Source organism: Corallococcus sp. CA054B (assembly GCF_003611625.1).
Taxonomy (GTDB): Bacteria; Myxococcota; Myxococcia; order Myxococcales; family Myxococcaceae; genus Corallococcus; species Corallococcus coralloides.
The window spans coordinates 1-25362 of the sequence record NZ_RAVY01000062.1 but is presented as its reverse complement, the minus strand read 5'-3'; the positions used below and the strand labels follow the sequence as shown (position 1 = coordinate 25362).

At 71.6% G+C, this 25362-nt stretch carries 14 protein-coding genes; 13 read left to right on the top strand and 1 reads right to left on the bottom strand.

Features of this window, described 5'->3' with window-relative positions; genetic code table 11:
- Window positions 1-86 precede the first annotated feature (86 nt).
- From D7V80_RS17290 to D7V80_RS17225, 13 genes are all read left to right on the top strand, one after another.
- Window positions 87-9626 (top strand): flagellar hook-length control protein FliK, encoded by a 9540-nt coding sequence (locus D7V80_RS17290; protein WP_120589211.1) that lies wholly within the window; start codon window positions 87-89, stop codon window positions 9624-9626.
- 13 nt (window positions 9627-9639) lie between these two features.
- Window positions 9640-10248, top strand: a complete 609-nt coding sequence (locus D7V80_RS17285) for a hypothetical protein (protein WP_120589210.1) — start codon at window positions 9640-9642, stop codon at window positions 10246-10248.
- A 57-nt stretch (window positions 10249-10305) separates the two neighbouring features.
- Entirely contained in the window at window positions 10306-11001 is a 696-nt protein-coding gene (gene queC, locus D7V80_RS17280; RefSeq protein ID WP_120589209.1) for a 7-cyano-7-deazaguanine synthase QueC, read from the top strand.
- The gene (gene ddpX, locus D7V80_RS17275; protein ID WP_120589208.1) at window positions 11001-11606 is read left to right on the top strand and encodes a D-alanyl-D-alanine dipeptidase; all 606 of its coding nucleotides are present in this window, start codon (window positions 11001-11003) and stop codon (window positions 11604-11606) included. Before queC ends, ddpX begins: the two co-directional genes overlap by 1 nt.
- Window positions 11607-14515: 2909 nt before the next feature.
- Complete coding sequence (locus D7V80_RS17265) at window positions 14516-15754, top strand: serine/threonine-protein kinase (protein ID WP_120589206.1); 1239 nt, start codon at window positions 14516-14518, stop codon at window positions 15752-15754.
- Between the two features lie 44 nt (window positions 15755-15798).
- A complete protein-coding gene (locus tag D7V80_RS17260) occupies window positions 15799-16611 on the top strand; it encodes an alpha/beta hydrolase (protein WP_120589205.1) in 813 nt (270 codons plus the stop codon).
- 133 nt (window positions 16612-16744) lie between these two features.
- On the top strand, window positions 16745-17374 hold the full coding sequence (locus D7V80_RS17255) for a methylthioribulose 1-phosphate dehydratase (RefSeq protein WP_120589204.1): 630 nt from the start codon (window positions 16745-16747) through the stop codon (window positions 17372-17374).
- On the top strand, window positions 17371-17916 hold the full coding sequence (locus tag D7V80_RS17250) for an acireductone dioxygenase (RefSeq protein ID WP_120589203.1): 546 nt from the start codon (window positions 17371-17373) through the stop codon (window positions 17914-17916). Before D7V80_RS17255 ends, D7V80_RS17250 begins: the two co-directional genes overlap by 4 nt.
- Window positions 17913-18614 carry an acireductone synthase gene (gene mtnC, locus D7V80_RS17245; RefSeq protein ID WP_120589202.1) on the top strand — a complete coding sequence of 234 codons (702 nt, stop codon included), beginning with the start codon at window positions 17913-17915 and terminating at the stop codon, window positions 18612-18614. The genes D7V80_RS17250 and mtnC overlap by 4 nt, the downstream gene beginning before the upstream one ends.
- 34 nt (window positions 18615-18648) lie before the next feature.
- Window positions 18649-19533, top strand: coding sequence for an S-methyl-5'-thioadenosine phosphorylase (locus D7V80_RS17240; protein WP_120589201.1), 885 nt, complete (start codon window positions 18649-18651; stop codon window positions 19531-19533).
- Window positions 19534-19558: 25 nt separating this feature from the next.
- Entirely contained in the window at window positions 19559-20674 is a 1116-nt protein-coding gene (gene mtnA / locus D7V80_RS17235; protein ID WP_120589200.1) for an S-methyl-5-thioribose-1-phosphate isomerase, read from the top strand.
- On the top strand, window positions 20671-21315 hold the full coding sequence (locus D7V80_RS17230) for a class II aldolase/adducin family protein (RefSeq protein ID WP_370452506.1): 645 nt from the start codon (window positions 20671-20673) through the stop codon (window positions 21313-21315). The genes mtnA and D7V80_RS17230 overlap by 4 nt, the downstream gene beginning before the upstream one ends.
- Before the next feature lie 105 nt (window positions 21316-21420).
- Window positions 21421-24636 (top strand): tetratricopeptide repeat protein, encoded by a 3216-nt coding sequence (locus D7V80_RS17225; protein ID WP_120589198.1) that lies wholly within the window; start codon window positions 21421-21423, stop codon window positions 24634-24636.
- Here the strand turns inward: D7V80_RS17225 and D7V80_RS41825 are convergent.
- Window positions 24618-25362, bottom strand: a 745-nt coding sequence (locus D7V80_RS41825; protein ID WP_199738697.1) for a hypothetical protein, incomplete at its 5' end; no start/stop codon positions are given. The two genes, D7V80_RS17225 and D7V80_RS41825, sit on opposite strands and share 19 nt — an antisense overlap.

Below are 25362 nucleotides of genomic sequence, written 5' to 3'. Positions count from 1 at the left end.
CGTGCCCCGCCGCCTGCCTCCCAGCCAAGGGTTTGCCTAAAAATTCCAGGGCTTAGGGGTCATGGTAGCCTCCCCAGCCTCCTCCGATGGCCACCGATAGCGAGTCCCCCAAGCCCGTTGCGCCTGCTTCCGGCGCCGCCCCCGAGCTTCGCCTGCTGGATCGGCGTGCGTTCGTGGGCTTTCCGGCATTGGAGGTCCAGCCCGGGCTGCGCATCGCCGACTTCGCGCTCCAGATTCCGGACGTCAGCTTCCCGTTCAACGTCAGCGCGGGCGCCACGCGCTACCAGCGCAAGAAGCTGCTCTTCGGCTTCCTGGAGCTGACGGTCGACGCGGACCTCGTCACGCGCAAGGTGGCGGAGCTGGCCGGGCGGCTCGCGGGCATCGAGGAGCTGCGGCTGCACTTCCGCCCCGGCTACCTGGAGGGTCAGGGCCGGCTGCCGGCGCCGGAGCGCACGCCGTTCACGTTCAAGATCGCCTTCGACGCGGACGGGGACCGGCTGGCCGTCTACGTCTACGACGTGCGGCTGTATGGCTTCTCCGCCACGCCGTCCGTGCAGCTGCCGGGCCTGCTGTCCGAGGCCGTGGGCGCGCTGGGCCTGCTGCCGGACGTGGAGGTGCGCGGCGCCACCGGCTTCTCCACCCGCGTGCTGCCCGCGCTGTGTGAACTGGCCGCGCTGAGCCGGGGCTACAAGGTGCCCACGCTGGACACCGCGCGCCTGTCCGCGGCGGAGGTCTCCAGCACCGGCCTGCGTCTGCGCTTCGCCGCCGGAGGGCTGCCGCCGCCCGCCGCGCCGGACGAGGAGCTGATGCTGGCGCTGGAGGGTGCTCGGGCCTTCGCGGACGCGGAAGGCCTGGTCGCGCAGGGACGGCTCGCGGAGGCGCGGCAGGCGTACCTCCAGGCCGGGGACGCGCAGGACGCGCACCCGTTCGCGGCGGAGCGGTTGCTGGCGCTGCTCGTCGCGGATCCGCAGGCGCATGACCTGGCCCTGGACGTGGCGGCCACGCTGTCTCGCCGGCGCGACCGCAGCCCCGCTGCGCTGTGGGGCGAGGCCGTGGTGCGCGAGCGCCGGGGCGAGGGTGCCCGCGCGGCGGAGCGCTACCTGGCGCTGTGCGCGCTGGCCCGCCGCACGTCGGAAGAGGCCGCCGCGTTCTTCGCCGCCGAGGCCGCCGCGCGCTCCTCGCGCGACACCGCGCCCCAGGTGGCGGTGAAGGCGCTGCATGAGCTGCTGGGCCTCAAGCCGGACCACCTGCCGTCATTGAAGGCGCTGGCTCGGGCGTCGGATCAGGCCCGCGACCGGGCGGGCGCGGTGCGGGCGTACCGGCGGCTCGCGGCCCTGGCTCGCGATCCGTTGGAGGCCGCGGACGCGCACGTGCATCTGGCGCGGCTGTGCGCGCAGACGGAGGACGACATCGCGGGGGCCCGGCTGCACTGCGAGGCCGCGCTGCGTCTGTCGCCGGACCAGCCGGACGCGCTGCTGCTGTTGGGCGAGCTGTGCCACCGCGGCGGTGAGCACCTGCGCGCGCTGAAGGCGCTGGACCGGCTGCGCGAAGTGTCCATGGCGCGCCATGAGCTGGACCGCGTGGGACAGGCGGACCTGCTCGCCGGCCGGGTGTGGGAAGAGGGCCTGAAGCAGCCGGAGAACGCGCTCTTGCGCTACCGCGAGGCGGTGTCGCTGCTGCCCGGTGAGCCTGAGCCGCTGTTCGCCTCCGCGCGCGTGGCCGAAGGCCTGGGCCGGTTGCAGGAGGCCCTGAGCGGCTATCAGCAGGCGCTGGAGCTGGCGGGGCCGGCGCCGCGCTCGGAGAGCGTCCGTCACGCCGCGCACGAGAGCCACCACGCGCTGGCGCGGCTGTCGCGCACGAAGCTGGGCGACCCCGCGCGGGCCCGTGAGCACCTGGAAGCGGCGCTCGCGTTGGATCCGCGCGACGCGGTGGCGCTGGATGAACTGATTCCGTACTTCCGCGTCACCGGCCGCTCGCAGGAGCTGGCCGAGGCGCTGGAGAAGGCCGCCGCCCTCAAGGAGGAGCCGAAGGCCCGCGCCGCGCTGTGGGCCGAAGCGGGCGAGCTGTACCGGGGCAAGCTCCAGCAGGCGGACAAGGCCGACAAGCTGCTCACGCTCGCGCTGGAGGCGGACGGCGACCACCGGCCCGCGCTGGAGTCGCTGCTCGCGCTGGCCGAGGCCCGCCGCGACGGCGCGCAGCTCACCCGCTGCCTCGCGGCGCTGGCGCGCCTGACGACGGAGCCGAAGGAGCGGGCGCAGAAGTACCGCCGCCTCGCGGTGGCCGCGCGCGACCTGGCCTTCGACCTGGACCTCGCCGTGCACGCGCTGCAGGAGGTGCTGCGCGCGGAGCCGGACGACCTGCCGGCGCTGGGCGAGCTGTGCGCGTTGCAGCGCAAGCGCTCCGACCTGGCGGGGCTCGCCACCGCGCTGGAGGACCGCGCGCGGGTGGCCGAAGCGCAGGGCGACAAGCGGCTGGCGGCGGCGGCGCTGCGCGAACTGGCGGGCGTGCTGGAGGCGCGGCTGGGGCGCGTGGGCGACGCGCTGGTGGCGCTGGAGAAGGCCGCGCGGCTCGCTCCGGACGCGGCGGTGCTGCTGGACCTGGCGGACCTGAGCCTGCGCTGCGAGCGGCCCGAGCACGCCCGGCGCGCGCTGGAGTCGCTGCTGGCCACGCTGCCGCGCACCGCGGCGCCGGAGAAGCTGGCGGACGTGCGCGCCCGGTTGGGCCGTGCGTGCGAGCTCTTGGGTGACCGCGAGGGCGCCATCGCCGCGTACGCGCAGGCGTTCCCGCTGCGGCGGCTGGACGACGTGCTCGCCACGCGGCTGGAGGCCCTCTACACGGAGGCCGGTGAGACGCAGGCGCTGGCCGAGCTGTGGGCCACGCGCGCGCAGGCGCTGGCGGGAGCGGACCGTTCGGAGGAGGCGGCGCCGCTGTTCCTCCAGAGCGCTCGCGCCCTGCTGGAGCGCGGAGAGAAGGCCGCCGCGCTGATGCGCCTTGCCTCCGCGCTGGAGGCGAGCCCCGAGGGACCGCTCGCCGCGGAAGTGCTGGAGGCCCTGGCCGAGCTGGAGCTGGAGCGCGGCGAGAAGCTGGAGGCGGCGCGGCTGTACGCGCGGCGGGCCACGTTGGTGCCGGATGAGCGGGCGGGTGCGAAGCTGCTCTTCCGCGCGTCGCTGCTGGCCGCGGGCACGAGCCGCGAAGAGGCCTTCCTCGCAGAGGCGCTGGAGCGCGACGCGACGTTCGCGCCCGCGCGCATCCGCCGGGGCGAGCTGCGGCTGGCCACGGATGCCCGCGCCGCGCTGGAGGACTTCGAGGCGGTGCTGGCCCTGCCGCCCGCGGACGTGGATGCCCCTCGCGAAGCGGAGCGCGTGGCCCTCACTCGCAAGGCCGCCACCGCCGCCGTGCGCGCGAACCGCACGGACGCGGCGCGGCGCCTGCTCGCGGAGTTCTCCGCGCGCACGCCGGAGGACCTGGACGCGCGGCTGGAGCTGGCCGCGCTGCACCGCAAGGCCGGCGCCCGCGAGGCCCTGGCGGACCTGCTGGTGGAGCTGTGGCCGCGCCTCTCCGGAGACGCCCGCCGTCAGGCCCGCCGCGAGCTGGCCGAGCTGTGCCTCTCCCTGGGCCGCGCGAGCGCCGCGGCGGATTCGCTGCGCAGCCTGCTGGCGGAGGAGCCGCAGGACGCGTGGGCGGCGCAGGCCCTGCTGGAGCTGCTGCCTCCGCCCGGCACGGGCACCCCGGAAGAAGAGTCCGAGCGGCTGGAGCTGCTGGGCACGCTGGTGGCCGCCGCGTCGGGTGAAGCCCGCGCCGAGCTGCTCGCGCGCCGGGCCATGCTGCACCGGAGCGCTGGCCGCATGGGTCCCGCGCGCGATGACTGCGCCCAGGCCGCGAAGCTGTCGCGCCGGCCCGCGCCGCTGCTGCTGATGCTGGCGGAGCTGGCGCGAGAGGCGTCGGACGCGCCCGCGGAGCTGGATGCGTGGCGCCGCGCCGTGGCCGCCGACGCCACCCTGGGCGCCCGTGCCCGGGAGCGGCTGCTGGCCCTGGCCACCGTGCTGCTGGAGAAGGACGAGCGCGCCTCCGCCGGAGACGCGCTGCGCGCCGCCATCGCGCTGGAGCCGCCCGCCGACGCACGGTGCGATGCCTTCTTCCAGCTGGCCGAGCTGGCCCGCCGTGAAGGCAAGCCCGCGGACGAAGCCGCCGCGCTGGCCGAGGCCGCGCGCCAGGGGCCCATCGCCCGCCGCGTGGAAGCGCTCCTGATGCGCGCCGCGCTGCTCGAAGGTCAGGGGGACCGCGAGGCCGCCGCACGCGACCTGGAATCCGCGCTCGGCCTGGCACCGCGCCACGAGGAAGCCACGCTCGCGTTGCAGCGCGTGCTGCGCGACCTGGAAGACTGGGCCCGGCTCGCGGAGCTGCTCGCCGCCGAGGCGCCCCACGCGCCGCCCTCCGCCGCCGCGTCGCTGTACTCGGAGCTCGCGAGCCTCTACCTCGACCGGTTGGGGCAGGGCGCGCCCGCCGAGGCCGCGCTGCGCCAGGCGCTGCGGCTGACCCCGGCGGACGCGGCGGTGCGCCGGCGGCTGGTGTCGCTGGTCGCGGGGCGCGGAGAGCTGCTGGAGGCCGCGGGCCTGCTGGAGGCCGCGGCGGAGGACGCCGACGCCGCCGAGGCCGCGGCGCTGCTGCGCGAGGGTGTCACCTACGCGCGGCAGGCCCAGGAGCTGGACCGGGCGCTGGCCCTGGCGCGTCGCGCGCATGAGCGGGTGCCCGCGAAGGGCGAGGACCTGGCCACGCTGGCGGACCTGCTCTACCTGCGCGGCGCGGTGCGCGAAGCCCTGCCGTTGCAGGAGGCCCTGGTCCAGGCCGCGGACTTCCGCGCGGCCCCGGAGGCGGCGGAGGCCACGAGCCTGCGCCTGGGCGACCTGGCCGAGCAGGCCGGCGACGTGAAGCGCGCGGTGGCCGCGTACCGGTACCTGCTCACGCAGCGTCCGCTGTGCGAGCGCGCCGTGGAGCGGCTGTCCGCATTGCTGGAGCGCGACGACCCGCGCGGCGCCTTCGAGGTGCGCGTCGCCCACGCGCGCGTGCTGGCGCCGTCCGAGGACACCGTCGCGCGGCTGGTGTCGCTGGCGGAGCGGGCGCGCGAGGCGCTGGCGGACGCGGGCATCGCCGCATCGCTGCTGTCCCACGCGGCGCAGATGGCGAAGGAGCCCCTGCCGCTGCGCCGCCGGCTCGTCGCCCTCTATCGCGAGACGGGCCGCACGTCGGAGCTGCTGGCGGAGCTCCAGCCGGTGGCCGCGCTCAGCCTCCAGGCCGGGGACGTGGACGCCGCGCTCGCGGCCTACGACGAGGAGGCCCGGCTCGCGGAGTCGATGGGCCGCACGGACGAAGCGCTGCGCTCGCTCGCCAACGCCCGTGACCTGCTCGCCGCCGGTGAACGCAACGCGGAGGCCGCCGCGTGCGAGCGCCGCCGCGCGGAGCTGCTGCGCGACGTGAAGCTGGACCTGAACGCGGCGGAGGCCTCGCTGGAGCGTGCCTTCGAATTGGCCGCGGAGCTGGACACCGCGCGCATGGGCGCGGCCCTGGCCGAGCGCCGCGACGACGCGGCCGCCGAGGCGCGCTGGTGGGAGCGCGGGCTGCCCCGGATGACGGGCACGCGTGAGGGCGCGGCGGTGCTGCTGCGTCTGGCCCGCCTGAACCTGGGCGAGCTCGCGGACACGCCGAAGGCGGAAGGCTTCCTGCGCCAGGCCCTGCGCCAGGACCGGTGGCTCACGGAAGCCGAAGGTCTGCTCGCGGAGCTGCTGGAGCGCGACGGCCGGCTCGCGGAGCTGGCCGCCTGGTACGAGGAGTGCGCGGAGTCGGAGATCGACGCCGACCGTCACGCGGCGCTGCTGTACCAGGCCGCGGTCCTCTACCGCGACCGCGCGAACAAGCCGGAGGCCGCCGCCGCCGCGCTCATCGCCGCGCGCGCCGCGAAGCCGGACGACCTGAACCTGACCGCGCAGGCCGCGGAGCTGTTGCACCAGGTGCGCCGCCCCGCGGACGCCGCGGAGTTCGACGCCATCCTGTTGGAGGCGGATCCATTCCGGGAGCCCGTCTTCACGCGCCACCGCGCCTACCTGGAAGAGAGCGGCGAGCGCCAGGCCCTGGCCGAGCTGATGCTCCGCCGCGCCGAGCGCCAGACGCCCGCCGAGGCCGCCGAGAGCTACCTCGCCGCCGCGAGCGCCTTCCGCGAAGAGGGGGCCCGTGAGCGCGCCATCCTCTGCGAGGACCGCGCCTTCGAGCTGGATCCCGCCAACGCGGAGGCCTTCCATCACGTGCGCGAGCGCGCCGCCGGAGACGTGCGCCGGCTGGCGGACCTGCTGGGCCAGCGCGCGGAGGCCGTGACCCCGGAAGAAGCGCTGCCCCTGTTGCGTGAGCGGGCCCAGCGCCTGCTGGATGCGGGCGAAGCGCTCAAGGCCGCGGAGGCCTTCGACGACTACCTGGGCCGCGCGGGCGGCGACGTGGACGCCCTCTGCGCGCGCGCCGAGCTGGCCGCCCAGGGCGGAGGCCCCGCCGCCGCGCAGCCGTATGACCGCCGGGTGCTGGCGCTGGGCGGGGACTCGCTGCCGGTGCCGGTGCGCGTGCGCACGTGGCTGCGCCTGGGCCATGCGTCGCTCGCGTCGGGCGCGTTCCACGACGCGGCGGATGCCTTTGAAGCCGTGGTGTCGCTGGAGCCGGAGGGCGCGCGCGGCGGTGAGGCGCTGTCGCTGCTCGCGGAGGTGCACTCGCGCACGGGCAATGGCCCCGGCCTGTACCGGGCGTCGTTGCAGCTGGCGCGCAGGGCCCAGGACGCGGCGACGGAAGAGGTGCTGCTGCGCCGCGCGGCCGACCTCTTCGACGATCCGCGCGAGGCCATCGACGCGCTGGTGCCCCTGGCCCGGCTGCGTCCGGCGGACGCGGGCGTCATCGACCGTGCGGTGGAGGGCCTGCGCGCCCTGGGCCGCCATGGCGACCTGCTGGGCATCTACGAAGCGGGCGCGGAGGCCGCGGGAGGCTCGCGCGCCGCGGAGCTGCTGCTCGCCGCCGCGTCCGTGGCGAACGAGTCGCTGTCGGACGCGGACACGGCCTGGGCCCTCACGCGCCGCGCGGCGGAGGCGGATCCGGAGAACCCGGCCGCCCTGCGCGCGCTGGTGGACGGCCTGCGTGCGCGCAAGGAGTCCACGGAGCTGCTCGCCGCGCTGGAGCGGCTGATTCCGCTCACGGACGACGCGGACGAGTCCGCGGTGCTCCGGCTGGAGTTCGCGGGGCTGGCGAAGGACGAGGCCCGCGAGGAAGCCGCTCGCGACGCGCTGGAGGCCGTGGTGGCGCGCGGCGCTTCCGGTGCCGGCTATGCCGACGCGCTGGAGGCCCTGGAGCCGCTGCTCGGTGATGCGCACGCGCGCCGCGCTGAAGTCCGCGTGGCCCGCGCGGAGCTCGCGTCGGGCGAACAGCGCGTGTCGCTGCTGGTGGCCGCCGCGCGCGCCTTCGAGAAGGCGGGCCTGCTGGAAGACGCGCTGAAGGCCGCGAAGGCCGCCGTCGCCACGGAGCCGGACCTGCGCGCCGCGCTGCTCGTCGCGCACCTGCACCGCGCCTCCGGAGACGCGCCCCGCGCGGCCCGCGCGCTGTTGCAGGCGGCCCGGCTCGCCGCGCCGGAAGAGCGTCCCCCGCTGCTGCTGGAGGCCGCCGGCCTCTGGGAGAAGGCGGGCGAGATGGGCGAGGCGCTGGAGGTCGTCGAGCGCATCGCCACCGACGCGCCGGACATGCTGTCCGCGTCGGAGCTGGCCGAGCGCTTCGCCCGGCTGGGCGCCTTCGCGCGCGCCCTGGACGTGGGCTTCGCGCCCGCCATGGCCGCGGGCGAGTACACCGACGCGCTGGCCATGGCCGCGCAGGCGGGCGACGCGGCCCGCACGCGCGTGGCCCTCTGGGCCCTGGTCGCGACGCCGGACGCGGACCCCGCCCACGCCACCGCGCTGGCGGACGGACTGCGCGAGGACGCGGAGTGGGAAGGCCTGCTGGAGCTGGCGGCCCTGTCCTACGAACGTGACGCCGCCTTCGCCGTGGCGCTGCGCGACGAGGTGCTGCGCGCCCGTCCGGCCCCGGTGCTCGCGCGCCTGCGCGCCCTGGAGGAGCTGGGCGGAGAGCCCGGCCTCGGCGCGCGCCTGATGCTCCTGCTGCCGGAGCTGGGCCTGGAGCCGGAAGCCCTGGCCGAAGCGGTGCTCGCCCGCGTGCGCGCGCTGCCGGAGCCCGCGAAGCTGGAGTCCCTGGCCTTCGCCGCGGACGGCTGGCCCGCGCGCCGCGAGGAGCTGCTGCGCGAGCGCTACACCCTGGAGCGCGAGCTGGGCCGCCTGGAGTCCGCGGAGCGCACGCTGGCGCTCATCGCCCAGGACACGAAGGACGCGAAGGCGCGCGCGCTGCTGCACCTGGAGCGCGGCGAGCTGCTGCAAGGCCCGCTGGCCCAGCCCGCCGAGGCGCGCGAGGCCTTCGAGGCCGCCCTCACCGACGACGCGGACAGCCTCGCCGCCGTGCAGTCGCTGCTCGCGCTGGTGGACGAGGCGCGCGAGTCCACGGTGTTCCTCACGCTGGCGGACACCCTCGCGAAGCTCGCGGGCGCCGACGCGTGGGCGCCGTACCGCGAGCGGCTGGCGGACGCCTACGAAGCGCAGCAGCGCTGGGCCGAAGCGGCCACGCAGCTGGAGCAGCTCCCGGACACGGACGAGCGGCTGGCCCGCCGCGTGAAGTTCGCCGAGGCGCGCGGCATGGTGGGCGAAGCGCTGCGGCTGCGCGAGCGCCTCACGCAGGACCCCGCGGAGCTGGAGGTCATCCTGCGCGGCTACCTGGACGCGCAGCTCGTGGGCCCGGCGGTGCGTCTGGCGGAGCGGCTCGCGGATGCGCGGCAGCTCACGCCCGCGCTGACGCGGTGGGTGACCGAGCGCTTCTCTCCGACCCCGGACGGCGCGGTGCTCGCGGTGCGCTTCTGGCCCGCGCTCCTGCGTGAGAAGTGGCCGGACGTGGACGGCTGGACGCTGTACGCGGAAGCGCTGCGCGCCCTGGGGCGTCCGGAGGCGGAGCGCACGGACGGCATCGGCGCCGCGCTCGTGGGCAGTGAGGCCCCCGCGCCGCGCGCGCCCGTGTCCCGGCTGGAGCGCCCCTCGCAGGACTTCCAGCACCCGGAGCCGGATGGCCTGGTGCCCGTGACGGAACAGAGCCTCGCGCGGCTGCACGTCGCGCTGAAGCCGGTGCTCGAATCGCTGGGCGCGCAAGCCGTGCGCGTGTCCGTCGACCCGCGCGGCGGCGTGGAGGCGTACCTCACGTCGCCGGACGCGCTGGTGCTGGGCGCGGGCGCGCTCGGCTGCTTCGGCGCGGTGGAGCTGGGCTGGCTGTGCGCGCTGGCGCTGGCGTTGGGCTCGGAGGGCGTGGAGTTCACCCGTCCCGGCGCGGTGCTGGCGTGGGAGGACGCGGTGGTGGCGGCCTGGCGCGCGATGCCCGCGTCGCTGGCGGCGGGGCGCGTGCTGGCGCGGCTGGACGCGGACGTGCGTGGCGGTGACCCGGCCAGCGTGGATGTGGGTGCGGTGCTGTCCCGCAGCGAGGCCTTCCGCCAATTGGCCCTGGCGTCGCTGGACGCCTAACCTGGAGCGCGTCATGCACCTGAAGCGACTGGCAGTGGCGCTCTTCCCCGCGGCGGCCCTGGCCGTGGCGGTGGGCTGTTTCTCCGACCCCGTCTACCCGGGCGACCAGGTGATGGGGACGTTCCGCTTCCAGGCGAAGCTGGATGCGGCGCGCACCACGTGTGACGCGGGCTCGCGCGACTTCGCGCAGCTGGACGACGCGGGCAGCTTCTACTTCGAGGGCACCTTCTCCCGCGACACGGACGCGGGCACGGGCTTCTTCACCGTGCAGGGCTTCTCACGCGACGCGGGCTACACCGACCAGAGCGTGTCCTCCACCCACCGCGCCATCGCGCGCCGCGACTCGTGCGGCACCGGCTGCGAGGACTCCGAAATCGAGGAGGCCATGAACGTGATGCTCCTGAGCGACAGCCAGGCGCGCAACGTGGCCCGCGACTGCAAGCGCCTGGACGGCGGCGTGCCGGAGGGCGACATCCCCGCGCCCACGGAGAACGGCTACGACGTGTCGCTCGCGTGCGGCACGCTCCAGGACATCTTCCTGCCGGGCAAGGGGGCGAGCTGCAAATGCAACCCGTCCACCTGCACCACCGTGTACACGTTGAGCGGCGACCGCATCGACTGAAGCACCCGGGGCCAGTCCCCGTCGTGTAACGTGCGCCGCCCCGAAGTGGAGGATGGAATGGCGAAGCGTGCGGTGGTGCTCCTGTCCGGAGGCCTGGACTCAACGACGTGCCTGGCGATGGCGAAGGCGGACGGCTTCGAGCCGGTGTGCCTGTCCATCGCCTACGGACAGCGCCACTCGGTGGAGCTGGAGCGGGCGAAGAAGGTCGCGGCCACCATGGGCGTGCGCGACGTGCGCGTGGTGACGGTGGACCTGCGGCAGGTGGGCGGCTCCGCCCTCACGGACGACATCCCCGTGCCCAAGGACCGCACGGAGGACGCCATGTCCCACGACGTCCCCGTCACCTACGTGCCCGCGCGCAACGCGCTGTTCCTCTCCATGGCGCTGGGCCTGGCGGAGGTGGTGGGCGCCACGGACCTCTACATCGGCGTCAACGCGGTGGACTACAGCGGCTACCCGGATTGCCGCCCGGAGTTCATCCGCTCCTTCGAGGCCATGGCCCAGCTGGCCACCAAGGCGGGCGTGGAGGGCGCGACCTTCAAGGTGCACGCGCCGCTCTCCGGCCTCACCAAGGCGCAGATCATCCAGGCCGGCGTGAAGCTGGGCGTGGACTACGGGATGACGCACTCCTGCTACGACCCGGACGCCCAGGGCCGCGCGTGTGGCCGCTGCGACAGCTGCCTCTTGCGCGCCAAGGGCTTCCAGGAAGCGGGCGTGCCGGACCCCACCGTGTACACGGACGGGGCGCGCTGATGCTCTCGGCGACAGGCCTCACGCTGACGCTGGCGCTGCTCGGAAGCGCACCGAAGACAGAGTTGGTGGACGCAACCACCGTCATCCCGGACCTGGTGCTGGACCTGCGCTACGCGACGAAGGACAACTTCCTCAAGCGGCAGGTGTACCCGGACGGCGCGCGGTGTCTGTTGTTGCCGGACTCGGTGAAGCGCCTGGCGAAGGCCGCGGACGCGCTGCGCGCCCAGGGCTACCGGCTGAAGGTGTACGACTGCTACCGGCCGCGCGCGGTGCAGTACGAGATGTGGAAGATATTGCCAAAGCCCGGCTACGTAGCGAATCCGCGCAAGGGCTCCAACCACAACCGGGGCGGGGCGGTGGACCTGACCCTGGTGACGAAGGACGGGGCGGAGGTGGAGATGCCCACCGCCTTCGACGACTTCACCCCCGCGGCGCACCACGGCTACACCGGCGGCACCGCAGCCTCGCGTGAACACCGCGAGGTGCTGCGCAAGGCCATGGAGGGCGCCGGCTTCCAGCGCAACCGGATGGAGTGGTGGCATTACGACCTGCCCGGCGCTACGAAATTGCCGGTGCTGGACGTGCCCTTCACCTCGGCCGAGTAGTTATTGGCTGACGGCAGTGGAGGGTCGGCCGCAGGCCCGGCGCATGGTTTGCCCCTCAATGGGCGCACCTGTCGAACCCTGTGGGTGGGGTATTTTCGCCTCTGTTCATTAATGGGCGGAAAATGCTAAATCCTGCCGCCTCTTTAACCGAGGCAATAACTCACCGGACCCCAATGAGTACACGGGCCGGCAGAGGGGGGCTATGCACTTACGAGTGTGGTTGGTGACGCTAGTGCTGTTTCTTAGCGCATGTGGAGCATCTGAAACAGACGACCCGGGCGAGACGCCGACACCGCGTCAGGATGCAGGCATCACGCCGGAGGATGCCGGTAGTCCTGACTCAGGATCGCAGGTAGTGGATGCAGGTGTCTCTGTTTGTGAGGGTATTCCGGATACAGGGCGGTGTGCCTCGGCGACACGCATTGAGGCATGCGTGACGCCAACCGGCGCCTCCTCGCCGCTCTTGATTGGCTACGACTGTGAGCGCGGAGAAAGTTGTGCCATTCGGCAGGGGAAGGCGGTGTGCGTACTTGCCGGAGCGTGTCGTGAGGGCGAATCCCAGTGTGGGAACACAGGTGCCCTGGAAACCTGCTCAAGCGGAAAGTGGGTGACCACGGCTTGCGCGGGTGGGTGCAATTCGAGTGTTCTGGGTAGCTTTTGCGCTCCGTCGATATCGAAGAAATCGTTGAGCGCCAAGGTGGCCTATGAGGCACGCGGCCCCAATGCTCAGCGGACAGACTGGGGGCCGCTCTGGAAAGCACCTGCCATTGGTGTGCTGGTCCTTTCTTATGCGGACGGGCAATTGTTGGACGTGGCGGTCGCGGGCAACGATGGAGACTTCACCATTGATGTTCCGACAACCCCCAAGGCATCGGACATGGTCGCCGTTGCTCTTGCGTCAAGTGACGGGGCCAATTCGCTTTCGTTTGCTGTTGTTGCTCCAGGGTATGCTGCGCCCGGGATGCAAGAGATTCTTGGGGATAAGCCAAATCCATCGCTCTGGTCCTATGCATTCAGGACTTCAAATATCACTGCCTCCTCTACGCTTACGATCACCGAGTCAATGGGGTCGGGCGCTGTCCGGGTCTATGATTATTTGCGATACGCATATGCGGTGGCGCGCCAGCGCTACGACGGACGCCCTGGATTGCCGCTTGTCGTTTGGCTGGGGTACGGAACGAGTTGGTCTTGTGGAGCATGCTTCGCACCAGTGCCTGCGCGTGTGTTCAATTTGCCATTCCTCGCGCAGATGTGGATTTCTGCGGATGTGAATCAACAGTATTGGGCGGACTCGGTTACCGGACATGAGTTGGGCCACTGGGCGATGGCGAGTTACGGAACCAGCCCTGAGGAGGGTGGACCTCACTCGATAGGAATTCCGACCTTTCCTGGCCAAGCATGGTCTGAGGGCTACGCGACTTGGTTCAGTTCCAACTTGCGGAGCGACAGTTACTACGTGGACAAACAGGGTGGATCCATGTTCTGGCTCAACCTTGATGCGCGTGCCTATTCTGCCGGGCAGCCTCCTTGGTCGCGTCCGTCCCCGAGCAAGGGCCTGATACAGTCCATGGATGAAAATGAGGTTTCAGCCATACTCTGGCGGCTTTCGATGTCGCGTCCATGGGGCCCCCAGGCGATAGATCGCGCCTTGAGTTCGCGGCAATTGAACGCGGCTCCCTTTTCGCGAGGCTATACGCGTCATACGTGGGACGTGGATAGGGGGACTGGTCAGTTAATCAACGTGAGAAACACGGGTGTTTCGCGTCCCATGTTGGCGGACTTCTTGGATGCGATGGTGTGTGAAGGCTTCCCGTCGAAAGCGGTGGATTCAGCAACCGAGCCGGCGGTTGCATACCCCTATCCAAGCAACGCTCCTATCTGCTTGGACTCAAGTTGCCGTAGTACTTGTTCTGGCTGTTGCCGGGCGGGCGTCTGCTTGGTGGGTACTGAGGCAGCCGCGTGTGGTGGGCCCGGTACCGCCTGTGAAGCATGTAGTGCCGGCCAGGTCTGTAGTTCCGGGGTGTGCACCGCTGGTTAGTGGATATGCCTGACAGGTTTGAGTGTTTTGCTCTCTATCGTCTGTAGGCGTTGCAAACGCCGAGGTTGCTATGGCTTGCCGTGTGTTTCGTGGATTGCTGGTGTCGACGATGATGTTGTTCCTAGGCGCTTGTCACCACCCTGACGTGGCCGCTCCAGGCTCTGGAGGAGGACAGCCGCGCATCTCGAAGGAGGTCCCTGCGAAAGAAGCGGCTCCTTCGGTTGAGGCAAGCCCACAGGCTCCTGCGGTGGTGCGCTGGACCCTTCTTGAGCAGAGCGCGAACCGGCTCCGGCTTCGCGCGGATATTCGCAAGCTGGCGGCTTTCGGTATCGACCTGACGGTGCAGGTACAGTCACCGAAAGGCGTCCGTGTGGTAGAGGGTCCTTCCTCCTGGGTGGTTCCGGCTGACGCTCAGCAAGGTACCTACAGCCGCGAACTCGCGTTCCAGATCGAGGGTCCGCCCAGCGAGCCCATTCGCCTCATGGCTGATGCCCAGGGCGAGGGGTTCGGGGTTCATGCGACGGACGCCTTCAATGTTCCCGGCGGAACGAAATCGCGTTCTGGCGAAGAGTCCCCTGCGGGTCCCCTGCCTCAACCGACGGGCCCTGCACTCCGCGTGGGAGACACGAACTTCGGGAACAGCGTTCCTGGCCAGTAGGTCGAAAAGCGCCGGCTGCCACCATGACCAGATGGCGTGGTGGCACCGGCATTACGACCTGCCCGGCGCTACGAAATTGCCGGTGCTGGACGTGCCTTTCACCCCCAAGGAGTGACGCCTGGCCGCTTGCCGCCCCAGTGGTTTCGGGCGGTTGCGTCATGGACTGCGCGTAAGTGGGCGCGCGCGGGGAGTGCCTGCTATTCCTGGCGTCCCATGAGTCAATCGCTCGCGGCCGGCCTGGAAAACACGCTCATTTCTCCGAACTCGGGAGCCGCCGCGCTGGCGCCCACGCTGGCGCCCGGTGGGTCCACGACCCAGCGGCGCAACACGGTGCTGCCGCGTGTGGAGTGGAAGGGCCAGCAACCCAGCGTGATTCCGCTACAGCGCGAGCGCTTCGAGGAAGTGCGCCCGCTGGGGCAGGGCGGGATGGGCGAGGTGGTGCTCATCCGCGACCACGACATCGAGCGGGAGGTCGCGCTCAAGCGGCTGCCCCCGGGCGCGGACCTGGACCGCGTACTGCGCTTCGTGGAGGAGATCCGCACGGTGGGCATGCTGGACCACCCGAACATCGCGCCCGTGCACGACGTGGGCGTGGATGAGCAGGGCCGGTACTACTTCCTGATGAAGCACCTGAAGGGCGAGACGCTGGAGTCCATCATCGCCCGGCTGCGCCGCTCGGAGCTGGACGCGCTGGTGCGCTATCCGTTCCAGGTGCGGGTGCAGATCTTCATGGGCGTGCTGCACGCGGTGGCGTACGCGCACGGCAAGGGCTTCATCCACCGCGACCTGAAGCCCGCGAACATCATGGTGGGCCCCTTCGGCGAGGTGACGGTGCTGGACTGGGGCCTCGCGCGCCGCGTGGGTGCTTCCGCCGCCAGGGCCCTCCCGGCGGGCGCGCCCACGGACCTGCACTCGGCCCGGCCGCTGCACACGGAGCTGGGCTCCGTGGTGGGCACGCCGCTCTACATGTCCCCGGAGCAGGCGCGCGGCGAGCACGACACGATGGACGCGCGCAGCGACGTCTACAGCCTGTCCGTCCTCTTCCACGAACTCCTGTCGCTGTCGCACTACCTGGAGGGACTCCAGGCGGTGCCGGACATCATGACGGCGGTGCAGACGCGCGAGCTGAGCATGGGGTCCATGCACAAGAACAGCGCGCAGGGCCCGGTGCCCGCGGAGTTGATGTGGTTCGTGAAGAAGGGGATGAGCAAGGACCCCAAGGACCGCTTCGAGTCCGTGGACGACATGGTGGCGCAGCTGCAGGCCGCGCTGGAGGGCCGCATCCACGTGCACTGCCAGCGCACGATGCTGAAGAAGACCCTGCACAAGGGCCTGCGCGCCGCGGACCGCAACCCCATGGCGCTCATGGCGGCGGGCCTGGTGGGCGCGGGCCTGGTCATCGCGTCGGCGGTGAACCTGGGCATGTCGCTCTTCGGTGCGCTGCTGCACTGAGCCTTCTGTCGCCCGGGCGGCGCGCGGTGTGATGGAGTGCCAGCGTGCAACGCCTCCGCCGCCTCCTCATGGCCTTCGTCCTCGTCACCGGCATGCTGTACCTCGCGCTGTGCGCACTCGCCTTCGCCGCGCAGCGCTCCCTCATCTATCCCGCGCCCCACACGGAGCCCGCGAAGCTGCGCGACCAGCCCGGCTTCGGCGTGGTGCCGCTGGCCACCGGCCTCAACGTGGACCGCTTCTATCTGCCCGCGCCTCCGGGAGCCCCCACCGTGGTGCACTTCCACGGCAACGGCGAGCAGCTCCTGTGGCAGCAGGGCCTGGGGCAGGCGCTGGGAGACGCGGGGCTGGGCTTCCTCGCGGTGGAGTACCCGGGCTACGGCGCGTCGCCGGGCAGCCCGTCGGAGGCGGGCCTGTACGCGTCCGCGGAGGCCGCGCTCCAGTTCCTCCGCGAGCAGGGCGTGAAGCCGGAGGACGTCGTGCTCAGCGGGCGCAGCCTGGGCACCGGCGTCGCGGTGGAGATGGCCCGGCGCGGATACGGTGCGCGCATGGTGCTGGTGTCCCCGTACACGTCCATGGTCGCCATGGGCCAGCGCACCGTGCCCTTCCTGCCCGCGTCGCTGCTGATGCGCGACCGCTACCAGTCGCTCGACAAGGCCAGGGACATCCCCATCCCCGTCCTCATCATCCATGGCGAGCAGGACGAAGTGGTCCCCGTGGACATGGGCCGCACGCTGGGCCAGCGCTTCCCGCAGGCCCGCGTGGTGACCGTGCCGGGCGCGGGCCACAACGACGTGCTGGAGCGGGACGGTCAGCGGGAGTTCGCGCGGCTGGCCACGTTCGCGCTCGACGGGACCTGAGCGGCCCGGCGGGAGTGACAGGACGCATGACGTCCTGCGTCGCGTTCCCTTGCGCCTACCGGTGAGCGCCGGATTATGCTCCGTGTCATCAACGCGATGTTTCATCGCGTCCTCACGCTCCCCCGAGGGATGGATGAGCATCGACCCGGCCCCTGCCGCGACCCTGTCCGAAGCGGCCCGTGAAATCGTCGAAGTGGGCCGCTTCTTGAGCGTGCGCAACTTCGTGCCCGCCACCAGCGGCAACTTCTCCCGCAGGCTGGATGCCCGCACCGCCGCCGTCACCCGCTCCGGCGTGGACAAGGGCGAGCTCGTGGAGGCGGACATCCTGGTCGCGGACATCCACGCGCCGCCGCCCAGGGGCTCGTCCGCGGAGACGCCCCTTCACCTGCAGCTCTACAGAGACCGGCCGGAGGCTCGGGCCGTGCTGCACACGCACTCCGTGGTGGCCGCGCTCCTGTCGAACCTGCGGCTTGCGGAAGGCGAGCTGGTGCTCCAGGACTTCGAATTGCTCAAGGCCCTGGGCGACACGCGCACGCACGAGGCGGCGGTGTCCATCCCCATCTTCCCCAACGACCAGGACATCCCCCGGCTCGCGGACAAGGTGACCGCGATGCTCGCGAAACGCACGGACCTGGTCGCGTATCTCATTGCCGGCCACGGGCTCTACACCTGGGGCCGGAGCATGGCCGAGGCCCGCCGCCACGTGGTGGCGCTGGAACACCTGCTGACGTACGAACTCGAGAAGATGAAGGTGCGGCGATGAGCAAGCTGATCGTCTACAACGACCACCAGCCGGAGGCGCCGCTGGGCGTCTTCACCGAACCCGAGGACATCCGTCGCGAGCTGAAGCCCGTGGGCGTGCGCTTCGAGCGGGTGAACGCATCCGTGGACCTGCCGGACGACGCGGGCCAGGAAGAGGTCCTCGCGGCCTACAAGCACATCGTGGACGCGGAGATGAAGGCCCACGGCTACAACACCGTGGACGTGGCGCGCATCAAGCCGGACGCTCCCAACGTGGAGGCCGCCCGCGCGAAGTTCCTCTCCGAGCACGCCCACACGGAGGACGAGTCGCGCATCATGGTGGAGGGCAGCGGCTGCTTCTACCTGCACGCGGGCGACAAGGTCTTCCAGGTGGAGTGCACGCGCGGGGACCTCATCAGCGTGCCGGAAGGCATGAAGCACTGGTTCGACATGGGCGCCGCGCCCCGGTTCGCCGCCATCCGCTTCTTCATCCGCCCGGACGGCTGGGTGGGCCACTTCACCGGCGAGACCATCGCCGAGCGCTTCCCCAAGTACGCGCCGTGAGTGCCCCCAAGGCGGTCGTCACGGACATCGAAGGCACCACCAGCTCCATTGCCTTCGTGAAGGACGTGCTCTTCCCCTTCGCCCGGAAGCACCTGGCGGAGTACGTCGCCACGCACGGGCAGCAGGCCGCCGTGCGCCAGTGCCTGTCGGACGCCCGCACGCTCGCGGGTGAGCCGGCACTGGGCGACGTGGGCACCGTCGCGCTGCTCCAGCGCTGGCTGGACGAGGACCGCAAGGCCACGCCGCTCAAGACGCTCCAGGGGCTCATCTGGGCGGACGGCTACGCGCGCGGCGAAATCAAGGGCCACGTCCACGCGGACGCGGCCCGCGCCCTGCGGGAATGGCACGCGAAGGGCTTGCGCCTGTATGTCTATTCCTCCGGCAGCATCGCCGCGCAGAAGCTCATCTTCGGCTACAGCGTGGAGGGCGACCTGACGCCGGTGTTCTCCGGCTACTTCGACACCACCACCGGACCCAAGGTGGAGGCGCCGTCGTACACGAAGATTGCCCAGGCGCTGGAGCTTGTGCCCGGCGACATCCTGTTCCTCTCCGACAACGTGGCGGAGCTGGACGCGGCGAAGCAGGCGGGCTTGCGCACCGCGGCCCTGGACCGGGGCGAGGTGGCCCTGCCGCCGGGTCACGGGCACCCGGTGTTCCACGACTTCACGTCGCTCGACCCGTTCGCGCACGTGTCTTGAATTGAGTCCTCTTCCAGGAGCAGAGTCCCTCCCCATGTCGAGTTCCAACAAGCCCGTGCTGGGCATCATCGGCGGCAGCGGCCTGTATCAGATTGACGGCCTGACGGATGTCTCGTGGCGCCGGGTGTCGTCGCCGTTCGGTGAGACGTCGGACGAGTTCTGCTTCGGGCGCATCGGCGACCAGCCGGTGGTGTTCCTGCCGCGTCACGGGCGCGGGCACAAGATTCCGCCGTCGGAGCTGAACTTCCGCGCGAACATCGACGCGCTCAAGCGCAGCGGCGTGACGGACATCCTCTCCGTCTCCGCGGTGGGCAGCCTGCGGGAGGACCTGCCGCCGGGCACCTTCGTGGTGGTGGACCAGTTCGTGGACCGCACCTTCGCGCGCGTGAAGAGCTTCTTCTCGCAGGGGCTGGTGGCGCACGTGTCCATGGCGAAGCCCACGTGCTCGCGCCTGGGTGACGCGGTGATGGCCGCGTGCGAAGGCCTGGACATCAAGATCGTACGCGGCGGCACGTACCTGGTGATGGAGGGCCCGCAGTTCTCCACGCTGGCGGAGAGCAAGCTGTACCGGCAGTGGGGCTGCGATGTGATTGGCATGACCAACATGCCGGAGGCCAAGCTCGCCCGTGAGGCGGAGATTTGCTACGCGAGCGTGTCGATGGTCACGGATTACGACTGCTGGCATCCGGACCACGACGCGGTGACGGTGGACCAGGTGGTCGCGGTGCTGCTGGGCAACGCGGGCAAGGCGCGCGGGCTGGTGAAGAACATCGCGCCGCTCGTGGGCCAGCGCTCCGCCCCGTGCCACGCCGGCTGCCAGACGGCGCTGGAGCACGCCATCATGACGTCGCCCGACGCGCGCGACCCGGCCATGGTGGAGAAGCTCTCCGCGGTGGCGGGCCGCGTCCTCAAGCGCTGAACGCGGGAACAAGGAAGACACGGCGATGAAAGTCCAAGGCGTTCCGATGCGCTCCATCTGGGTCGAGTCCGACGGCTGGAGCGTCGGCGTCATCGACCAGACGCGCCTGCCGCACGCGTTCGTGAAGGTGACGCTGTCCACGGCGGACGAAGCGGGCCATGCCATCCGCAGCATGCTGGTGCGCGGCGCGCCGCTCATCGGCGCCACGGCGGCGTACGGCGTGTGTCTGGCCATGCGCCAGGACGCGTCCGACGGCGCGCTGGAGCAGGCGCTGACCATGCTCCGGGCCACGCGGCCCACGGCGGTGAACCTGCACTGGGCGCTGGATGGGATGCGCCAGGTGCTCGCGCCGCTGAAGCCGTCGGAGCGCGTGGCGGCGGCGTACCGGCACGCGGCGGCGCTGTGCGACGAGGACGTGGCCATCAACCGCGCCATCGGCGAGCACGCGCTGAAGCTGTTCCAGGAGGCGTGGGACAAGAAGGGCCGCAAGGGGCGGCTCAACGTGCTCACGCACTGCAACGCCGGCTGGCTGGCCACGGTGGACTGGGGCACGGCGCTGGCGCCCATGTACTTGGCGCACGACGCGGGCCTGCCCCTGCACGTCTGGGTGGATGAGACGCGTCCTCGCAACCAGGGCGCGGTGCTGACGGCGTGGGAACTGGGACAGCACGGCGTCCCGCACACGGTCATCGCGGACAACGTCGGCGGCCATCTGATGCAGCACGGGGAGGTTGACCTGTGCATCGTCGGGACGGACCGCACGACGGCGCGCGGGGACGTGGCGAACAAGATTGGCACGTACCTGAAGGCGCTGGCCGCGAAGGACAACGGCGTGCCGTTCTACGTGGCACTGCCGTCGCCCACCATCGACTGGACCCTCCAGAACGGCGTTAAGGAGATCCCCATCGAGCAGCGCGACGGCACGGAGCTCAGCGACGTGACGGGCCGGCTGCCTTCGGGGGACATCGCCACGGTGCGGATCACCCCGCCGGGGAGCCCCGCCGCGAACTACGCGTTCGACGTGACGCCCGCGCGGCTGGTGACGGCGCTCATCACGGAGCGCGGCGTGTGTCCGGCGACGGAGGAGGGGATGCTGTCCCTCTTCCCGGAGCGGCGCGCTCCGCGGAGCGCGGCGAAGTGAGCGGGATGGGGGGGCACCAGGACTTGCGCGAGGCGATGGTGGCCACCTCGCGGCGGATGAACACGTCCGGGCTGAACCAGGGCACGTCCGGCAACCTGAGCCAGCGGGTGGAGGGCGGCTTCCTCCTCACTCCGTCCGGGATGAACTACGAGACGATGACGCCGGAGGACCTGGTCCTCATGCGCTTCGACGGCTCCCACGAGGGCCACCGCAAGCCGTCCACCGAGTGGCAGCTGCACCGGGACATCCTCCAGGCGCGGCCGGAGGTGGGCGCGGTGCTGCACACGCACAGCATGTTCAGCACCACGCTGGCGTGCCTGCGCCGGGGCATCCCCGCCTTCCACTACATGGTGTCCGCGGCGGGCGGCACGGACATCCGGTGCGCGGAGTACGCGACGTTTGGAACGCCGGAGCTGGCGCGGCACATGATGGTGGCCCTGGAGGGCCGCAAGGCGTGCCTGCTGGCCAACCACGGCATGGTCGCCATGGGCGGGGACCTGGCAGCGGCCTGGAAGCTGGCGGTGGAGGTGGAGACGCTGGCGGCCATGTATTGGCGCGCGCTCCAGCTTGGCGAGCCCGTGGTGCTGGACGACGCCGAAATGGAGCGCGTGTTCCAGCAATTCCGGGGGTATGGGCAGTAGGAAGTGCTCCGCGCACACGTTCCTGCATGATTCCTGGGGTCCCTGCCTCTATGTCGGGAAGGGGGGCCCGGATGGGGGTCATCCCGGTTCCCAGGAGGAGTCGGCATGCGGTGGGTTCTCGGGTGCATGGTGATGATGGCACTGGGATGTGCCTCGCTCATGCCGGCGGTGCGGGAGCCCTCGGACCCGCGGCTGGCGGAGGCGCTCCAGGCCTATGACCGGTCCGCGACGCTCTACGAGGAGGGCCGGTACGCGGAGGCCGTGGCGCCCGGTGAGCGCGCCCTGGCGCTGCGGGAGGCCGTGCTCGGGGGCTCGCATCCGGACGTGGCCTACTGCCTGAACCTGCTGGGAGAGGTGTACCGCCTCCAGGGCGACTTCACCCGGGCGGGCGTCGTCCACGAGCGCGCGCTGGCCATCCGGGAAGCGGTGGTGAACGACGACGCGGCGAAGTCCGTCACGGTGGCCAGGCTGCTTGGCTTCGCTGCCTCCCCCAACATGGAGACGGACCGTCAGGCCGGGGGCTTCTACGACCATGGGCACGCGATGTCCCGGCGGACGAACAACCTGTTCAGCATGGACAAGCGCCGCCGCATGGGCGCGTTCGCCAGCCAGGAGGTGACCCTCAGCGAGAACCAGTCCGCCTTCGCCGAGTCCCTCAACAACCTGGCCAATCTCTACCAGCAGCAGGGGCTCTACAGCCGCGCGGAGCCGCTCTACTCGCGCGCGTTGGATTTGCGGGAGACGGTGCTCGGCAAGCACCACCTCACCGTCGCGGACTCGCTCAACAACCTGGCGCTGCTCTACCGGGAGCAGGGGCTGTATGGCCGGGCGGAGCCGCTCTACGTGCGGGCGCTCGCCCTGCGTGAGTCGGCGCTGGGCAAGGAGGATCCGCTGGTCGCGGACTCGCTCGACACGCTGGCCACGCTCTACCAGGACCAGGGGCAGTACGGCCGGGCGGAGCCGCTGGGCCTGCGCGCGCTCTCCATCCGGGAGGAGGCGCTGGGCAAGAAGCATCCGCTGGTCGCGGACTCGCTCAACAACCTGGCCAATCTCTATCAGGACCAGGGACTGTACGACCGCGCGGAGCCGCTCTACGCGCGGGCGCTGGCCATCCGTGAGGCAGCGACGGACGGCAGCCCTTCGGACCTGGCCGCCGCGCTCAACAACCTGGCCACGCTCTATCAGGCGCAGGGGAAGTACGACCGGGCGGAGCCGCTCTACGCGCGGGCGTTCCGGCTCTGGGAGAAGGCGTTCGGCACGCACCATCCGCACGTGGCGGCTTCGCTCAACAACCTGGCCACGCTGTACCGGAAGCAGGGGAAGTACCGCCAGGCGGAGCCGCTCTATGAGCGCGCGCTGGCCATCTGGGAGGAGGTGCTCGGCAAGCGGCATCCGGACGTCGCCGGCTCGCTCAACAACCTGGCCACGCTCTACCGGGACCAGGGGAAGTACAGCCAGGCGGAGCCGCTCTACGAGCGCGCGCTGGCCATTCGTGAAGCCGTGCTGGGCCGGAATCATCCGGACCTCGCGGCGTCGCTCAACAACCTGGCGCTCCTGCGGCTGGCGCAGCACCGCCTGGATGACGCGGTGCCCTTGTTCACGCGCGCCTTCGGGGTCTCCGAGCAGCGCCTGCGCCGCGAAGCGCTCGAGTTCTCCGAGGCGCGGCTGGCCAGCTTCCTCCAGCACCTGCGCACGGACGAGGAGCAGCTCTACGCGCTCGTGCGCACGCACCCGGACTCCGTCAACGTCCGGCGTCTGGCCTTGAGCGCCGCGTTGCTGCTCAAGGGCCGCTCCGTGGAGGAGACCGCGGACATCTCCCGGGCGGTCTACCGGAGCCTGGGCGAGGAGGAGCGCGGCACCTTCGAGCGGCTGCGCAAGCTGCGCACCCAGCTGGCCAGTCTCTCGCTGCACGGGCTCGGCGCGCTCACGCCGTCCGCCTATCAGCGGCAGCTCACGGCGCTGACCGAGCAGGGCGATGCGTTGGAGGCGACGCTCGCCAGCCGTTCCGCGCCGCTGCGCGCGTTGGCCGCGCTGCCCGCGCCCGGTGACATCGTCGACCGTGTCGCTGGCGCCCTGCCGGATGATGGCGCGCTCGTGGAGTTCATCACCTACGAGGACCGCCCCCTCGTGCTGGGAACGGGCACGGCGCACCTCCGCTGTCTGGCGTTGGTGCTCCTGCCCGACGGGGACATCCGCGCGTTGGACCTGGGGCCCGCGGAGCCCATAGAAGCCGCGGCCTCCAGCCTGCGGGACGCGCTGGCCCGCCGGGACGCCGCCTTCGAGGACTCCGCCCACGCGCTCTACCAGCTCGCGTTCCAGCCGCTGCTCCCGCTGCTGGGGAAGGCCCGCCGCCTCTTCCTCTCACCGGATGGTCAGCTGGCGCTGGTGCCCTTCGCGGCGCTGCACGACGGGCGGCAGTACCTGGTGGACAGCTACGACTTCACCTACGTGACGTCCGGCAAGGACCTGTTGCCCCGGCCGCAGCAGCCGCGGCCCGCGTCCTCGGTGGTGGTGCTGGCGGATCCGGCCTTCAACACGACGCTGCAAGCCTCCGTGGGAGGCGCGCCCGTGGTGGCGGAGCGTTCGCCTTCGCTGCGGCGCGAGGACCTGGTGGCGCGCGACTGGGCGCCGGTGCCGCTGCCGGGCTCGCGTGAGGAGGCGGAGGCCATCCAGCGCCTGTTTCCGCAGGCGCAGCTGTTCCTGGGGCCGAAGGCGACCAAGGAGCGGCTGCTGCACCTGAGCACGCCGGGCATCCTCCACCTGGCGACCCACGGCTTCTTCCTGGAAGACGCCGTCGCGCCCGAGAACGCGCGAGCCGTCGCGACCTTCGGAGCGCTGGGCGAGGATCCGCAGGCCGCGCGCCCGCCGGATCCGCTGCTGCGCTCCGGCCTGCTGCTCGCGGGAGAGACGGAGCAGAAGAGCACGTCCGACAGCGCGCTGGTGACGGCGCTGGAGCTGGCGGGGCTGGACCTGTGGGGCACGCAGCTGGTGGTGCTGTCCGCGTGCGACACGGGCCGGGGCGCCGTCCGGCGAGGCCAGGGCGTCTACGGTCTGCGCCGGGCCTTCCTGGTGGCGGGCGCGGAGACGGTGGTGATGAGCCTCTGGAAGGTGGACGACGCGACGACGCGCACGTTGATGGAGACCTACTATCGCCACCTGCTCGGTGGTGAGGGCCTGGCCACGGCGCTGCGTGAGGCGATGCGGGAGCTGCGAATCGCGCAGCCCCATCCGCACTACTGGGCGCCCTTCATCGCCATGGGGCGGGACACGCCGCTGCGATGGCTCGACACGGGCGCGAGGGCTCAGGCCGGCGGCGGGTAGATGTCCTCGAGGATCTCCGAGCGCTCGGGATACGTCCGCTCGAATTCGGCCAGGGCCTCGGGGCCGCCGTCGAGCGCGCGCATGTACTCGGACCAGGCCTCCGCGAAGTCCTCCGTGTAGACGCCGGAGTCGTTGAAGCTGTCCTCCGTGTAGTCGTTGAGGTGGTTGCCGTCCGCGGCGGCGGCTTCCGCCCAGCCGTCGGGGATGGGGGGCGGCTCGCCCCGGAGCTTCTCGAAGATGCCGGACAGGATGCCGTCGTTGGCATTCTCCACCTGCCGGCCGATGAGGTGGCCGATCTCGTGATGGAAGATGTCGTCCGTCACGTAGGACCCGCCGTTATAGAAGGTGATGGTGCCGTCTCCGGCCCGCGCGGCGGCTCCGTCCGGATCCGCGTCCTTCGCGATGACGACGCGCTCGAGCGAGCCCCGGAGGTCCTCCGGCGTCTCGCTGTACGAATCGATGACCTGGGCGAGGACGGCCTCCGCGTCCACGTCGGCGCCCGCCTCGACCCTCACGGTGAACCGGTCGTCCCCCACGGTGACGACGTAGACGTCGTCACCGCCACCAGCGAAGCCAGGGGGGAGCTGCGTGACGGAGACCTGCTCCGTCTTCCCGTCCGTGTTGGTGAAGGGCACCGCGTTGCCCGTCTCCAGGGCCTCCTCCACGGCGGCGCGGCGAGGGTTGAGGAGCTTCCCGAGGTCGAGGGGCGGAGGCGGGGGCAGGAGG